The following is a 16,380-nucleotide window of genomic DNA, read 5'->3' as shown; positions in this document are numbered from 1 at the left end:
CTTCCTTCTTTAATGTTCAAAGTACGAAATGATTAGTAAATAACAGCTGTACTTTTTTCAGTCACACGATATATTAGAATGAAATAAGCTAAAGGAATGGTGCGAATGACACAAAAAGGTATATTAGACTCTCCCTATCCACATAGTGCCTCTACCCCAAAAGCTAAATCAACGAAAAACCTAATTGTCGAGTTTAACCTTGTTGGCCTTTATAGAAAAATTCAAGCTACGTTGACAACAGGTTGGGTTCCCGTAGTACTTAAAGTATTAACCTTAATCACGATTATTTTCTATAGCTTGTACACATTGAAAGAAGTGAAGCAGGAAACTCAACAAACCAACCAATACATTACTCACCCCAAAATTGGGGATATCTATTTTTTGGACTATAGGCTGCTGGTTAAAGCTCTTCGTCCAGAACAACGCTTTAGGCTCGCTAAATTGGTCGACATTACTGGAAATGTACTAACGTTTCGCTACGGCAATTTATATTACACAAGCCAACACGCTATTGAGCAAAGTATTCACTTTGGTCAACTCAGGTATGGCAAATATTTTGAACCCAAGAGATATGACTTTTCTCATGAAACGGTTAAATCAATGGCCAAACAAGAAGCAATTTATATGGTGAAAAGGCCTATACGCGATCAGCTTTTTGGTAGTTTTGTCAGCCCGGCTCGTGTCAAACAAAAATCACAACTTAACCTACCCGGCAGAAGAGAAAACCTTGAAGGGCTTGAATGGTTAAAGGTGAAACATCGTGAAGACAATTTACATCTAGCATTTGACGCCTTTGAACGCTCAGCAAACTTGAATTTTGCTCCGGGACAAGTCAATTTAGCGCAAATGTACTTAACTGATAGTCCAGCTGTTAACAGCCGAGAACAAGCGCTTTTCTGGCTAATGAAAGCCTCCCTGCAAAGCCACAAGCCTGCCATTTTAAAATACGTTATTGTCTGTCAACAAGTTGCTAGCTGCAGTGAAGTGGCCTTTTATCAAGAGCTGATCAATGCAGGCGTCAGTATTAAAGTCCGAGCACTCAGTAATAAGATAACGATTGATCAATAAGTGTATAAGCTAGTTGCGCCAGAACGCTGGCGTAAACAGCACCAACAGAGTGAATATTTCCAGTCGGCCAAATAACATGGCGACAATTAATACCCACTTACTAAAGTCACTGATAGACGAAAAGTTTGCTGCAACTTCACCAAGACCTGGGCCTAAATTATTCATACAAGCGGCAACGGCGGTAAACGCCGAGATATCATCCATGCCTGTACTCAGTAATAACAACATACAAATAACAAATACAGCCGCATAAGCAGAGAAAAAGCCCCATACTGCCTCTATTACACGATTAGGCAGCGCTTTATTGCCTAATTTGATACTAAATACCGCTTTGGGATGAACAAGTTTGTTGAGCTCTCTGAGCCCTTGTAGATATAAAAGAATAATCCTAACAACTTTCATCCCTCCCCCTGTGCTGCCAGCACAGCCACCAATAAAACTGGCAAAAATGAGCAAAATAGGTAGCAATGTTGGCCAATCAGCAAAAGACGTCGTGGCAAATCCGGCAGTGGTGCTGATAGATACTGATTGGAATAGCGCCTGGTCTAGGGCGACATCAGCATCACTAAACGTACCGTGAAACATGAGTACAGAAAAACAAATAAGGGTGAGCACTACTTGAATAAAAATAAAAATTTTGAATTCTGGATCATAAAAATAATTCTTGATTGAACGACTTTGTACGACGGAATAATGCAAAGCAAAATTGACCCCCGCGATAATCAAGAAAAAAACACAAACTAGGTTTATCACTGGACTATTAAAATAGCCCATACTGGCATCATGCGTTGAAAACCCCCCAATTGCTATCGTTGAAAAAGAGTGACAAATGGCATCAAAAACACTCATCCCTGCTAACCAATAGCCGGTAGCACAGCAGACCGTTAGCGCTAAATAGATATACCAAAGATGTTTGGCCGTATCGGCTATGCGCGGTGTCATTTTTGAATCTTTAACAGGCCCAGGGGTTTCCGCTCGGTAAAGTTGCATTCCCCCTATTCCTAACATCGGTAGTACAGCAACGGCTAAAACAATAATCCCCATCCCCCCGAGCCATTGGAGTTGCTGGCGATAAAACAGCACCGCATGAGGTAAGCCATCAATTTGTGACAGTATTGTCGCGCCCGTTGTAGTCAAACCTGAAAAAGACTCAAAGAAAGCGTCGGTAACGGATAGATTGGGCGTATCTGACAATATGAGCGGAATCGCTGAAAAGCTTGCCAGTACAACCCAGAAGAGTACGACAATAAGAAAGCCTTCTCTGGCTCTTAAGTCACCTTTTTCATTTCGATTTGGATACCAAGACAAAATGCCGGTAATTAAACACCACAAGAAGGCGAGTAAGAATGGCACACCTCCACCATCGCGGTATATAAGAGAAACTAAAGCGGGCGGGATCATCGTGACACTCAGTAGTGCGACTAATAACCCTAAGATGCGAATGATATTTTTATATTGCACTTGCTAGTTTTTCTTCTTGTCGAAATAAATACTAAGGAATTACTTAGCTATCCTGTTTGGTCAAAATTAATTGGCCCGCGGACAAGGTAAGCAATTGTTGTTCAAATAGTTTAAGTTGATCCTCAGGGATAGCCAACACAAATATCACTTTTTCTTGATAATCTTGGCTGTTAACTGAAGATTGCGTTAACTCTACGAGATGGAGTACATCATTAACTTGGTGATATTCACACGACAAGGTGCGAAATTTCATCGGTATTTTGACTACGGATTGAAGGTGTACTAAGGCATTTCTAACACTCGCCGAATACGCTCGTTGCAAGCCGCCTGTGCCTAATTTAGTACCGCCAAAATAACGAACAACGACTGCGCAAACCTGCCCTATTTCACTGCCTTGCAAAGTCGCCAACATTGGACGCCCTGCGGTACCAGAGGGTTCTCCATCATCAGAAAATCCATAAAGTTGGCTATCGTTTGGCGCACCCGCTAAAAAGGCATAGCAATGGTGATTTGCCTGAGGGTGTTCTGCTTGTAGTTGTTTGACATGATGCTTGGCTTGTCCAGCACTATCACAGGGAAACAAATAGCAAATAAAGCGGCTACGAGTAACAATGGTTTCTTCAATGACCTCGTTACTCGCTATATGGTAGCTCGCGCTCATCTAATCTAGTTTTAAGTCGCGCGTCATATTTTCGTTGTGAGTTTGATGGACAATAATATTGTCTTCAATACGAATGCCGCCGAACGGGCGCATTTCATCAACAAGTAGCCAGTTCACCATGTTCGCGTGCGCTGACTGTTTTAATGTCGATAGCAAGGAGTCAATAAAATATAGCCCTGGCTCAATGGTAAACACTTGGTTCGCTTCAATAACACGTGAAGTTCTTAAAAAGCCATGCGGCTCTGGCGCGTTGATATGAGTGCCTCGTTCATCAGCCATAAATCCACCCACATCATGGGTCTGTAATCCAAGGTGATGACCTAAACCATGAGGGAAGAAAGTTGATATTATTCCTGTTTCCACCGCAGTATCCGCTGAGCAAGTAATAAAACCGAATTCTGCCAACACGCTACCTATTTCCTTGTATGTTTCAATATGCAGGTCAACATAGCTTTTGCCTGGCTTTAAGCCATCAACAGCCTTAAGCATCAACTGATCCATGCGAGCGATGAGTTCAGCGAAACGATTTTGTTCAAACGCATACGTTCGAGTAATGTCTGATGCATAGCCGTGAAATTGCGCACCAGCATCAATTAAGAATGAGCGTGGTGTTTTCGGTAGCTCTCGATCTAATGCTGTGTAATGCAAGATTGACGCGTTTTCATTTAAAGCAACAATATTTCCGTAAGGCGTTTCGTTATCCGTGTGGTGCGTCGCTTTAAGGTACGCTTGTTGAATATCAAACTCACTAGCGCCAGACATAAATGCTGCTTGAGCCGCTTTGTGGCCTGATACAGCTATAGTATTAGATTGACGTAAACACTCTTGTTCATACGTTGTTTTATAGGCGCGATGATAATGAACGTAGTTTAACAATGGCTCAGGGTTTATGGTGTCAAAACCCAGTGCTTTAGCAACTTCAATATGACCGCCGATGTAAGCAAAACCTTTTTTGTCATACGGCAGTAACTTTTCAACCTCGGCAGCATTGGTCAGTACTTGAATATCAAAAAACTCATTCCAATAATCATCGGCGAGTTCGATAACTTTATGCCAAAAGTCTACAGGTTGATAATAAATAAGAGTTGGTTTTCCTGTACCATTTACAATTAACCAACAGTTTGGAATATTGACCAAAGGTAGCCAATGCTTAAAATGTGGGTTTACCTTAAATGGATAACCGTAGTCATCAAGAAACACTTTAATCTCTTGTCCTGAATGAATCACAAGTCCATCTAAGCCCTCTCTGGCAAGCACTTGTTTAGTTCTTTGTTGTAGCTCTTGTACATGAGCCGGATATAAATTGGCTAAGGTTGTCATGATGACGCCTCTGTTGTTAATGTCGTAATCAATTAATGTTCTATTTTATATTGCGAACATTATACCAAGTTGTCAGCAAACTAAAGATGACCTTTGATAATATCTATGGTTTTATCCGTTATTTTCTTAAGGTTGCTTAATTTGCATGCCGATCAATTCCTTAAAAACAGATTGTTGCTGTTCATCAAGGTGATATTGGTAGATTTGCTGATAGGCCAGTACGCTTTTGACATATTCTCTTGTTTCTTTAAACGGAATATTCTCGATCCAAATATCAGCAGGTAAATCATCTAATTTGGTTAGCCATTTTTTCACACGATATGGCCCTGCATTATAAGATGCGGTCGCCAAAACTCTATTACCTTGGTATTTATCAGACAATTGCTTCAAGTAACGAGTGCCGAGTTTGATGTTGTTATCCGCTTTGAGCAGGTAGCGTTTGGATACCGACCGTCTCTCTAATTGCTTTGCTGTATTAGGCATTATTTGCATCAAGCCCCGAGCACCTGCTCCCGAGTACGCATCCGTCATAAAAGAACTTTCTCGTCTAGAAATCGCCATGGCCCACGCAGTATCAATACTGACTTTGTCAGAATAGTGCTGAAATTTTTCTTCATATGCCATCGGGAAACGCATGCTTACATCATCTAGGTAACCTTGATTTGCCAACGTAAATATTGGTCGGTCAAACCAACTTTTTTCATAGGCAATCGTTGCGGCGATTAATTTTTCTGTTTTTGTCAGCTGGCTCAGCCAGAAATTCCACTCTTTTCGGGCATGACTAAAACGTTCAAGGTGAAATAACTCAAATGCCCTCTTAGCCGCTGGGTTAGCTAATAATTCCTGTTTTTCCTGATCTGTATACAACAGCGGCTGATCCTGTAAGCTTGCCTGTTGACTCAGGAGACTTGAAGCTAGAAAGCCGTAGTAATGACGAGTCTGCGCCAATTTGGCGAGAACGGTTGTACCTTCTACGCTTTGGTCATTTTCAACAAGGCTACGACCATACCAATATTGCCACTGCGAACTTGTATGTAATTCCTTCGGTAATGATTCGAGGTCTGCTTGAATTTTTCTCCAATCTTGGCTTTTTAACGTTTGCGCCAAACGCCATTGGACAAGGTCCTTCGATAAATAGTTTGCTGGCACTTTGTCCATCCAACGTTGAGCTTGTGAATGATTTTTGCTGGCCAGCGCGATGGCGAATTTAGCGGTGATTTCGTGACGTTGTTGGATTGTAAAGGGATAAGCCCCAATTACATTTTCATAAGCTTTCAATGCATTTGACGGTGCACGCCAGATAAGTCGTTTTAACCCGTAAGTCAGTATTTGCACTTCTTTGTTGTTTTTATTTGGAAACTTATTAAGCCGACTTACATTGGCAGGATCACGTCGTACTGAGTGCCATAGTTTTCCCAGATAACGCTCGTGTGGTGGTAACAATTTGGTTAAGTAAGGGATTAAGGTATGTTTGCCACCGTCTGCAGCTAGTGCAATACGCTGCCACACCAAGTCTGGGGTTAAATGCCCAGCCGCTATCCATTTTTTAAACAAAGGGTCACAGGTTTTGTCTTGAGATTTACCAACTAACCACCACTTTTTAACTTGTTTAAGAATAGTTGACTCTGCATCCCCTTTATCTAGCTGATATTGTAAGTAGGTGCAATTAAGCTTGGCGTTATTATTGGCTTTAAAGTGCTCAAGAAAAAGAACTTTGCGTTTGTGCTTCGAAAGGTAATTTAGCCACTTTTTTCGCAACGGCCAATCAAGCGGTGAATGCTTATATTTTTGTAAAAATGCATCAATTTCAGGTGCATCTGATAATCGAATGTTGTGCATCAGTCGCTGCTGATCGAGATAAGGTTGTAGCGGATAATAGTGCAGTTGATCGTAAAGGCTCTTGTAGGTTTTAGCTTGGGCTTGCCAAACATACTTTTCGGCCTGCAAGAACGTTTTGCGTAGATTATTATATTCTTGTGCTAATACTTGAAAGCTTGGAATTACAAGAACAATCAAAAGGCAAAGTGATTTGTAAATTATTTTTTTCATCGAAAGCGAGATACGATTTTTCACTGAATTAGAGAAGTATTCACTGTACACGTAGAACGCAAGTTGATCTATCGGCTTTAACAGATTTATAACACAAACAGGTTATTAACGTCGAAGATGGGTGTACATAGTGAATAGTGCCGCTTTCATGAAAACACATAGTGCGTTACTATCTGCGAAATTAGCAACTTTTGAGATTTTTTATGGTAGAGCAAACATTTGATAAGGCCTCTGCTCAGCTAGATACAGTTGGCTTACGATGCCCAGAGCCTGTGATGATGGTTAGAAAAGCGATCAGGTCTATAGAAATCGGTCAAACTTTGCTGGTTAGTGCTGATGATCCATCCACGACTCGAGATATTCCAAGCTTTTGTCGGTTTATGGAACATGAGCTAGTATCAAAACAGACGGTTGATAAGCCTTATTTATATTTGATCAAAAAAGGAGGAAACTAGGTCCTCCTTCTTAATGCGCATTAAGTTTAATTACTGTAATTGTGAGATATCAGCAATCGCTAGAAAGCTATTTCGAATTTCATTAAGTAGTGTTAGGCGATTAATCTTAACTTGCTCGTCTTCAGCCATCACCATCACTTGATCAAAGAAATTGTCTACTTCCACTTTAATCGTCGACAAACTCGTCAATGCAGATTGATAATCTGCATCAGCTATAAAGCCAGCGACCTGCCCCTTAACACCTGTAAATGCGTCAGCCAATACCGTTTCAGCATTTTCTTGTGCAAGTTCACTATTGAACGAGTCATATAACTGGCCATCAAATTTAGCCAATATATTGCCCACACGCTTGTTAGCTGCAGCTAATGTAGCCGCTTCTGATAAATTTTTGAAGTGACTAACGGCTTTAATACGTTTTTCAAAATCTAGTGGTGCTGTTGGCTTATTTACAAGCACTGCCTGAATGACATCAACTGAAATAGATTGCTCTTCATAGAATGCTCTAAAGCGCCCCATGACAAAATCAATGACATCTTTAGAAGTGTTTTCATTGGTCAACTTATCGCCAAACAAGGTTTTGCTGCGCTCGACTAAATCCGCAATATCTAGCGATAATTGCTTTTCAATAATGATACGAATAACGCCAATCGCCGCACGACGTAATGCAAACGGGTCTTTATCACCTTTGGGTGCTTGGCCAATTCCAAAAATACCCACTAATGTGTCAATCTTATCGGCAATAGCTACCGCACAACCAATATTTGCCTCTGGCAACGCATCTCCGGCAAAACGTGGTCGATATTGATCTTCCAATGCCTGTGCTATTGCTGGCGATTCACCATCATGCTGAGCATAATATTTACCCATGGTGCCCTGCACCTGTGGAAACTCAATAACCATTTCAGAAATTAGATCTGTTTTACACAGTAAGCCCGCACGGTAAGCATCATCATGTTGCTCACCAATTTTATTGGCAATATGGCCACTCAAGCCCGCTATGCGCTCTGATTTATCTTTCAAAGTACCGAGTTGTTTCTGAAATAGGACAGACTCCAAACCGAGCAGTCTAGATTCAAGTGTTTGTTTTTTATCTGTTTTAAAGAAAAATTCTGCATCAGCTAATCTTGGACGAATAACCTTTTCGTTACCAAAAACGACTTGCTTAGGATCTTTACTCTCAATATTTGTTACAAAAATAAACTTATTGATTAAGTTGCCGTCTTTGTCATTTACAGGGAAGTACTTCTGGTGATCTTTCATTGAATAAATCAATGGCTCCGCCGGTACATTCAAGAAAGCTTCGTCAAAGCTACCGATTAAAATCACTGGCCACTCTACTAATGCTGTTACTTCGTTTAGTAAATCATCATCGATTAAGGCAACTGCTTCTATCTGAGCCGCAGCTTTATTAATACCATCAACGATGGTTTGCTGACGCAGCTCGAAATCGGCCATCACATAGGCTGATTTTAGCGTTTCAAGGTATTTATCTGCGTGCGATAGTGTAATAAGCCCTTGTGAATGAAAACGATGACCTTGTAGTTGATCACTTGCTTGTATACCTAAGGCTTCACCTGCAATTACTTCACTTCCATACATCATCGTAAGCGTGTGCACAGGACGTATGAACTGAACACGTTCAGCGCCCCATCGCATAGGTTTTGGAATAGGTAACTTAGAAATAGCATAGTTGACCATATCAGGAATCAATGTGCTAATGTGCTGGCCTTTCTCAGTTGCCTGATACAGTAACCATTCGCCTTTGTCGGTTTTAAGACGATCGGCTTCAGCAACTGTAATACCATTGGATCGAGCCCAACCTTCAGCAGCTTTAGTAGCATTGCCTTCACCGTCAAACGCGACAGATACTGAAGGTCCGCGTTTTTCAACAGTCTTATCTTCCTGCCTAGCTTGTAAGTCATCAATGACTACGGCGAAGCGTCGTGGAGAGGCAAACCATTTGATTGAAGAGAAAGTCAAGTTTGCTTTAACGAGCTGTGCTTTTATTTGATCATGAAAGCTCAACGTTAATGTTTTTAGAGATTTTGGTGGTAGCTCTTCTGTACCTAGTTCAATCAGGAGAGTATCTGTAATCATTATTTGTCCCCTTGCTGAGCGTTATTCTTACAAAGAGGAAAGCCTAGCTCTTCTCGTACTGTATAGTAGGCTTCTGCACAGGCTTTTGATAAAGCCCTTACTCGTAAAATGTAACGTTGACGTTCAGTTACAGAAATAGCATGTCTTGCATCTAGTAAGTTAAAAGCATGTGACGCTTTCATGACTTGTTCATATGCTGGTAGTGGTAAACCTGCTTCAATTAACTTTTCGCTGTCTTTTTCACATTGGTCAAACTGGGCAAATAGCGCATCAACGTCTGCGTGTTCAAAATTATAAGTGGATTGCTCAACTTCATTCTGATGAAAAACATCACGATAAAGAACTTTACCCATTGGACCATCTGTCCATACCAGATCGTAAATGCTGTCAACGTTTTGGATGTACATAGCCAAACGTTCTAAACCATACGTGATTTCACCAGTCACAGGGGCGCATTCTAAGCCACCTACTTGTTGGAAATAGGTAAATTGTGTTACTTCCATACCGTCTAACCAAACTTCCCAGCCTAGTCCCCAAGCACCTAATGTTGGTGATTCCCAATTGTCTTCTACAAAGCGGATATCATGTACTAATGTATCAATACCTAATTCTTTCAATGAGTTAAGGTATAACTCTTGAATATCTTTAGGTGATGGTTTTAACATTACTTGGAACTGATAGTAATGTTGCAAACGGTTTGGGTTTTCACCATAACGACCATCAGTAGGACGGCGACACGGTTGAACATAGGCACTGCTCATTGGCTCTGGACCAACAGCTCGAAGAAAGGTCATAGGATGGAATGTACCAGCCCCTACTTCTAAATCAAGTGGTTGGATAATGACACAGCCTTGGCGAGACCAGTAATCTTGTAACTGAAGAATCAGTCCCTGGAAAGTTTTAATATCAAAGGTATTCATAATTTTCATCTTTGGCACCTTTAAGGTGCACAGTATAGTCATTAAGCTAAGAGCAATTGTAAAAGTAGAACATTTCTCTTAGACGATTTAATAATAAAAAAGCCCGATTTGATAACCGGGCATATTTATTCTTGCTGGTTTAACTAGACATCCAAGTTAGACACATTCAACGCGTTCTCTTCAATGAAGTTTCTTCTTGGCTCTACATGATCGCCCATTAACGTATTGAATAATTGGTCTGCTGCAATAGCATCTTCAATAGTTACTTTAAGCATTCGACGCGTTTCTGGATCCATTGTAGTTTCCCAAAGTTGGTCAGGGTTCATCTCACCTAGACCTTTATAGCGTTGGATGTATTGTCCTCGTTTAGATTCAGCCATTAACCAATTTAACGCTTCTTCAAAAGATTCGATATGGTTAATCTTCTCTCCACGTTTAACATATGCACCTTCTTCCATAAGGCCGTTAATTGCTTTATTTAATTCCATAATAGCGGTGAACTCTTTCGATTGGATGAACTCCCAATCACAACGGTATTCTTTATCGATACCATGTTGTCTAACGTTGAAGCACGGATAATATACGTTGCGCTCTTCGTCATGTTTTACCTTTGCTGTATAGATAGAGCCGTTACCATCTTGGTTATCTAATTGATTTAGCAAATTAGTATTCCAAACTTCTACTTTAGATTGATCGCTAAAATCTGCTTTTTCTATTACATTGCTGTAGACCATTTTTTCTAAAATGTCTCCAGGAATTTGACGGGATACGCGAGCAATCGTTGCCATTGTATTACGGAATTGATTTACTAATTGCTCTAAACCTACTTCTGAAATAGCTGGTGCAGATTCATTGACATGAATTTCAGCGTTTTCTAGGGCTAGTGTAGTTAAGTATTCAGTTAGTGCTTCATCGTCTTTGATGTATCTTTCTTGCTTACCTTTTTTCACTTTATAAAGTGGAGGCTGTGCAATAAAAATATGACCACGTTCCATAATTTCAGGCATTTGACGGTAGAAGAAAGTGAGCAGTAATGTTCGGATGTGTGAACCATCGACATCGGCATCGGTCATGATAATAATGCTGTGATAACGAAGCTTTTCAGGATCATATTCATCCCGACCAATACCAGTACCTAACGCTGTGATTAAAGTGCCAACCTCTTGAGAAGATATCATCTTATCAAAGCGTGCTTTTTCAACGTTAAGTATTTTACCTTTCAGTGGCAAAATTGCTTGGTTTTTACGATTTCGTCCCTGCTTTGCAGAGCCACCAGCGGAATCACCCTCCACTATATATAGTTCGGATAGTGCGGGATCTTTTTCCTGGCAATCTGCAAGTTTACCTGGTAAACCAGCGATGTCTAAAGCGCCTTTTCTTCGTGTCATCTCACGAGCTTTTCGCGCTGCTTCACGAGCTCTGGCGGCATCGATGATTTTCATTAAAATGGTTTTAGCCGTACCAGGATTTTCTAGTAGATATTCACCAAGTTTTTCGCCCATTGCTTGTTCGACAGCAGTCTTAACTTCAGAAGATACTAACTTGTCTTTTGTTTGAGAAGAAAATTTAGGATCAGGTACTTTAACTGATATTACAGCCGTTAATCCTTCGCGAGCATCATCACCTGATGCATTTGTTTCCGCGCCTTTTTTACTTTTATTTAGGCCTTCTTTAACCATATAAGAATTCAATGTTCTAGTTAACGCTGTTCTAAAACCACTTAAATGAGTTCCACCATCACGCTGTGGGATGTTGTTGGTGAAACAGAATATATTTTCTTGGAAGCCATCATTCCACTGCATAGCAACTTCGACTACAATCCCATCTTCTCTCGCTAAATCGAAATAGAAAATTTCTTCGTTAACAGGTGTCTTGTTGGTATTTAAGTAATCAACGAATGCCTGAATACCACCTTCGTAATGAAAATGCTCACCCTTACCTTCTTCTCGTTCGTCGACTAATTTGATCGATACACCAGAGTTAAGAAATGATAATTCTCGAATACGCTTAACAAGAATGTCGTAATGAAACACAACATCAGAGAATGTTTCTGCACTGGGCCAAAAACGTACTTGTGTACCAGTTTTATCACTCTTACCTATTTCAGCAAGTGGAGCAACAGGTTCACCCATACTATAGTCTTGTTCAAATAGTTTACCATCACGACGGATAGTTAAAGTCAGTTTTTCACTTAGTGCGTTTACTACTGAGATACCTACGCCATGTAGACCACCAGAAACTTTATATCCCGAGTCTTCTCCACCAAATTTACCACCCGCATGAAGTACTGTCATGATAACTTCAGCCGCTGAAACTCCTTCTTCGGGGTGAATTTCTGTTGGAATACCACGTCCATCATCTTTCACCGATACTGAACCATCAAGATGGATAGTTACAACAATATCACTACAATGTCCGGCTAAAGCTTCATCTATTGAGTTATCTAGTACCTCAAATACCATATGATGTAGGCCTGTGCCATCATCTGTATCGCCGATGTACATGCCTGGTCTCTTGCGTACTGCGTCCAAACCCTTCAGTACTTTGATACTGGAAGAACCATATTCATTTTCTACTGTCATAGCTTATAGCCTATTTGTCTCTGATATTTCACCATGTTCCACGTGAAACATTTTATAGTTGTTGTCTTCTAAAATCATCGGTTCCAATGCTGCAACATCGATAGCAGTCATTACAACTTGACACCCCAATTCTTTGATTGACGTTGCAAGTAGAGTTCTTGATATATCATCTAGCTCTGCCCCTACATCATCAATAAGTAAAATTGGTTTTACTGGTGTTACTCGTTTCATCAATTTGCTTTGTGCAAAAGTTAACGCCAATAAAAACAACTTCTGTTGTCCTCTAGACAACTTTAAGTCTAAAGGTTGTTTTTCAATTAAAAATCTAAAATCGAATTTTTGAGGCCCTGCTTGCGAATACCCCTGCTTCAACTCTTTGTCTCTTGCCTCGTCCAATACCTCAGCCAAACTTTTCTTTTGATTCCAACCTCGATAATACTGAATTTCAATACTATCGCTTACTTTAGGTAAAAGTATTTTAAGCCATTTGGATAATTCAACTTTCAGTTGTTGAGAATATTGAGACCTAAATTCATTTAGATGAATCGAAGCTATACAAAATTGTTCCGTCCAATATGCAATATGCTCATTTTGGTCTTGATTTCGCAAACATGCATTTCTTTGTTTCAGTAATTTGGAAAATGTCTTCCAATATTGTTGAAACGAATGTTCCACGTGAAACAATCCTAAATCCAAAAATTTGCGTCTCTCTTTTGCTCCACCAAAAAATAACTTAAAGCTCTCTGGTGTTATAACTTGAATTGCTAGCGTTTTTGCAAGCTCTGACAGCCTATGCCTTTTCTCCCCGTTAATTTTAATAGAAAAAGCGGCTTCACTTACTTGCTTACTAACACCTAAGGTATTACCTTCTGAATCCTTAGTGTTAACAAAAAAAACATCTTTTCCTATTGTGACCAAATTATCTGATTTAGTCGTTCTGAATGATTTACCATGACCAATAAAAAATAATGCTTCAAGCAAACTGCTTTTACCACTACCGTTATCACCGATAATAAAATTCAATTCACTATTAAAATCAATAGCTTGTTCATTCAAATTTCTGAAATTCTTTGTGTATAAGCGCTCTAAAGCCATTATAAACGCATAGGCATAACAACATACAAGGCTTCGCCTGCATCACTACCTTCAATAACGACACTGCTATTTGCATCTGCTAATGTGAATTTTACATTTGTGTCTCTAATCGCATTTAAAACATCTAATACATAACTAACGTTAAAACCGATTTCTAGTTCTTCATATGGAAAATTTATATCAATAGTTTCTTCTGCTTGTTCCTGCTCAGGGTTATTGGCAGTGATTTTCAAATCACCCTCTGCAAAGTTTAATCGTACACCTTTGAACTTCTCGTTCGACAGAATTGAAGCGCGAGACAACACTTGACGCAATTCATCCTTATTTGTCTCAAGAACTTTGTCCCCATTACGTGGCAATACACGTCTGTAATCTGGGAACCGACCATCCACTAATTTGCTAGTAAACGAGAACTCAGTGTCAATAATTCGAATATGATTTGAACCTAAGAACACTTGTATTTCTTCATCAACAGGATCGAGCAGTCTAATGATTTCCAAGATGCCTTTACGAGGTACAATAACTTGTCGAGCAGGCAAACTTAATTGTTCATTAGAAATTTTACATATTGCAAGACGATGGCCATCAGTAGCTACCGAACGTATTTCATTACCTTCAGTTTCAACAGACATGCCATTTAAGTAATAGCGTACGTCTTGATTGGCCATAGAGAAATGTGTGCTTTCTATTAGGCGTAGCAATTCTGACTTATTAAGCCTAAACTCTACATCTCCTTTCCATTCTTCAATGTTTGGAAAGTCAGTAGCAGATAATGTGACTAAAGAATATTTGCTTCGGCCCGTACTAATTTTAATCGACTCACCGATTAATTCAAAAGTAAGAATAGAGTCTTCCGGTAAGCTCTTACATATATCAAGTAATTTTTTCGCAGGAATAGTTATTTTCCCATCATCGCCTTGATTATCAATTTGAGTATGAGAAACCATCTCAAGTTCTAAATCAGTCGCTGTTAAAGTTAGTGACTGCCCACTAACCTCTAAGAGTATGTTACTTAAAATAGGCAACGTACTCTTACGCTCTACCGCACCTGAAACCAATAAAAGTGGCTTCAACAATAATTCCCTGCTTAACGAAAACTTCATTCTTATTAACCTACTTATGATTTAAAAGCCTACTAGGACGATAATGTTCTTATTAAATTTGAGTAATCTTCTTTTATATCATGCGTTTCTTCACGCAAATCTTTTACTTTTCTACAAGCGTGTAATACCGTTGTATGGTCGCGACCACCAAAAGCATCACCAATTTCAGGTAAACTATGATTAGTCAGCTCCTTAGATAATGCCATCGCAATTTGCCTAGGTCTAGCTACAGATCGGCTGCGACGCTTTGACAATAGATCAGCTATCTTGATTTTATAATATTCAGCAACTGTTTTCTGAATATTATCTATAGTAACAAGCTTATCTTGCAGCGCTAATAAATCGCGCAAGGCCTCCCTAACAAAGTCTATAGTTATTGCTCTACCCGTGAAATTGGCATTGGCAATAACGCGGTTTAATGCGCCTTCTAATTCTCTCACATTTGAGCGCAGACGTTTAGCAATAAAAAAGGCAACTTCATCAGCAAGGTTAATTTGATTTTCCTGAGCTTTCTTTTTAAGGATCGCAACACGCGTTTCTAATTCGGGTGGTTCGATAGCAATGGTCAATCCCCAACCAAACCGAGATTTTAAACGATCCTCTACGCCATCTATTTCTTTAGGGTAACGATCACTAGTTAAAATGATCTGTTGGTTTCCTTCTAATAGCGCATTAAAGGTATGAAAAAACTCTTCTTGTGTACGTTCTTTGTTGGCAAAAAACTGAATATCATCAATAAGTAATGCATCAACAGAGCGGTAATACTGCTTAAATTTCTCGATCGCATTATTTTGAAGCGCTTTAACCATATCCTGCACAAAGCGCTCTGAATGCATATAAGCAATTTTTGCCTTAGGATTATTTAATAGAATACCATTACCTACAGCGTGAAGAAGATGGGTTTTACCTAACCCGGTACCGCCATAAATAAATAAAGGGTTATACGCTGTACCTGGGTTGTCAGAAACTTGTGAAGCAGCCGCCCTAGCGAGTTGATTCGATTTACCTTCAACAAAATTATCAAACGTATATTTATTTCTTACATTTGTAGTTTTTGGAATATTACTTTCAGGGACATGTTTTGGCTTAGGTACAGCTTGTGGTGGCGAAAGAACACTATCAACCGATCTATTAACATTGGTCGCAACAGGTTTACTGCCAACGTCGAACCTTAATAACGGAGGATTAGATGTATCTTGCAAAGTAACTAATTCACTAATTCTATTAACATACTTATCTCTAACCCAGTCAAGAACAAACCGATTAGGTGCATATAACGTTAAAATATTGTCCTCAAACTCAGACTGCAATGGTCTGATCCACATATTAAAATGCTGAGCTGGTAATTCTTCTTGCAAAACTGATAGGCATCGATGCCAAAGTGAATGATCCACCAAAACTCCTGAAAAAACTGTCGGTAACGCTATTAGGAAAAACGATCTTTATGATTTGCTACTAAGACAGGATTACATAATTATTTTTTATATCTCCCCATTATCTCTAGAGTTATCCACAAGTGCAATACCGATCACACAGGTTATATAAACAAAAAATAGGACATAAGCCTTA

At 39.6% G+C, this 16,380-nt stretch carries 12 protein-coding genes; 2 read left to right on the top strand and 10 right to left on the bottom strand.

Features of this window, described 5'->3' with window-relative positions; all coding sequences use genetic code 11:
- Nucleotides 1–105 precede the first annotated feature (105 nt).
- Nucleotides 106–1,068 carry an SEL1-like repeat protein gene (locus QUE03_RS00060; RefSeq protein ID WP_286263871.1) on the top strand — a complete coding sequence of 321 codons (963 nt, stop codon included), beginning with the start codon at nucleotides 106–108 and terminating at the stop codon, nucleotides 1,066–1,068.
- 9 nt (nucleotides 1,069–1,077) lie between these two features.
- Here the strand turns inward: QUE03_RS00060 and QUE03_RS00055 are convergent, their stop codons facing one another.
- The 4 genes from QUE03_RS00055 to QUE03_RS00040 form a co-directional block, all read right to left on the bottom strand.
- Nucleotides 1,078–2,529, bottom strand: coding sequence for a TrkH family potassium uptake protein (locus tag QUE03_RS00055; RefSeq protein ID WP_286263867.1), 1,452 nt, complete (start codon nucleotides 2,527–2,529; stop codon nucleotides 1,078–1,080).
- A 43-nt stretch (nucleotides 2,530–2,572) separates the two neighbouring features.
- Nucleotides 2,573–3,190 carry a YigZ family protein gene (locus QUE03_RS00050; RefSeq protein ID WP_286263864.1) on the bottom strand — a complete coding sequence of 206 codons (618 nt, stop codon included), beginning with the start codon at nucleotides 3,188–3,190 and terminating at the stop codon, nucleotides 2,573–2,575.
- The gene (gene pepQ / locus QUE03_RS00045; RefSeq protein ID WP_286263861.1) at nucleotides 3,191–4,510 is read right to left on the bottom strand and encodes a Xaa-Pro dipeptidase; all 1,320 of its coding nucleotides are present in this window, start codon (nucleotides 4,508–4,510) and stop codon (nucleotides 3,191–3,193) included. It abuts the gene before it with no gap.
- A 126-nt stretch (nucleotides 4,511–4,636) separates the two neighbouring features.
- Nucleotides 4,637–6,559 carry a transglycosylase SLT domain-containing protein gene (locus QUE03_RS00040; RefSeq protein ID WP_286263857.1) on the bottom strand — a complete coding sequence of 641 codons (1,923 nt, stop codon included), beginning with the start codon at nucleotides 6,557–6,559 and terminating at the stop codon, nucleotides 4,637–4,639.
- 203 nt (nucleotides 6,560–6,762) lie between these two features.
- Between QUE03_RS00040 and tusA the strand changes: the two genes are divergently transcribed.
- Nucleotides 6,763–7,014: a sulfurtransferase TusA gene (tusA, locus tag QUE03_RS00035; protein ID WP_286263854.1), complete on the top strand. Its 252-nt coding sequence runs from the start codon at nucleotides 6,763–6,765 to the stop codon at nucleotides 7,012–7,014.
- Between the two features lie 30 nt (nucleotides 7,015–7,044).
- Here tusA and glyS read toward each other — a convergent pair whose 3' ends face one another.
- The 6 genes from glyS to dnaA all read right to left on the bottom strand — a co-directional run bounded on the left by glyS (nucleotide 7,045) and on the right by dnaA (nucleotide 16,205).
- Entirely contained in the window at nucleotides 7,045–9,111 is a 2,067-nt protein-coding gene (glyS, locus tag QUE03_RS00030) for a glycine--tRNA ligase subunit beta (RefSeq protein ID WP_286263851.1), read from the bottom strand.
- Nucleotides 9,111–10,031 (bottom strand): glycine--tRNA ligase subunit alpha, encoded by a 921-nt coding sequence (glyQ, locus tag QUE03_RS00025; RefSeq protein WP_286267931.1) that lies wholly within the window; start codon nucleotides 10,029–10,031, stop codon nucleotides 9,111–9,113. Before glyQ ends, glyS begins: the two co-directional genes overlap by 1 nt.
- 143 nt (nucleotides 10,032–10,174) lie before the next feature.
- Nucleotides 10,175–12,613 (bottom strand): DNA topoisomerase (ATP-hydrolyzing) subunit B, encoded by a 2,439-nt coding sequence (gyrB, locus tag QUE03_RS00020; protein ID WP_286263848.1) that lies wholly within the window; start codon nucleotides 12,611–12,613, stop codon nucleotides 10,175–10,177.
- 3 nt (nucleotides 12,614–12,616) lie between these two features.
- Nucleotides 12,617–13,708: a DNA replication/repair protein RecF gene (gene recF / locus QUE03_RS00015; RefSeq protein WP_286263846.1), complete on the bottom strand. Its 1,092-nt coding sequence runs from the start codon at nucleotides 13,706–13,708 to the stop codon at nucleotides 12,617–12,619.
- Nucleotides 13,708–14,811 carry a DNA polymerase III subunit beta gene (gene dnaN / locus QUE03_RS00010; protein ID WP_286263844.1) on the bottom strand — a complete coding sequence of 368 codons (1,104 nt, stop codon included), beginning with the start codon at nucleotides 14,809–14,811 and terminating at the stop codon, nucleotides 13,708–13,710. The genes recF and dnaN overlap by 1 nt, the downstream gene beginning before the upstream one ends.
- Before the next feature lie 32 nt (nucleotides 14,812–14,843).
- Nucleotides 14,844–16,205 carry a chromosomal replication initiator protein DnaA gene (gene dnaA, locus QUE03_RS00005; protein WP_286263840.1) on the bottom strand — a complete coding sequence of 454 codons (1,362 nt, stop codon included), beginning with the start codon at nucleotides 16,203–16,205 and terminating at the stop codon, nucleotides 14,844–14,846.
- Between the last annotated feature and the right edge of the window lie 175 nt (nucleotides 16,206–16,380).

Source organism: Thalassotalea atypica (genome assembly GCF_030295975.1).
Lineage (GTDB): Bacteria > Pseudomonadota > Gammaproteobacteria > Enterobacterales > Alteromonadaceae > Thalassotalea_F > Thalassotalea_F atypica.
The sequence above is the reverse complement of the archived record's forward strand: the minus strand, read 5'-3'. Positions and strand labels throughout refer to the sequence as shown.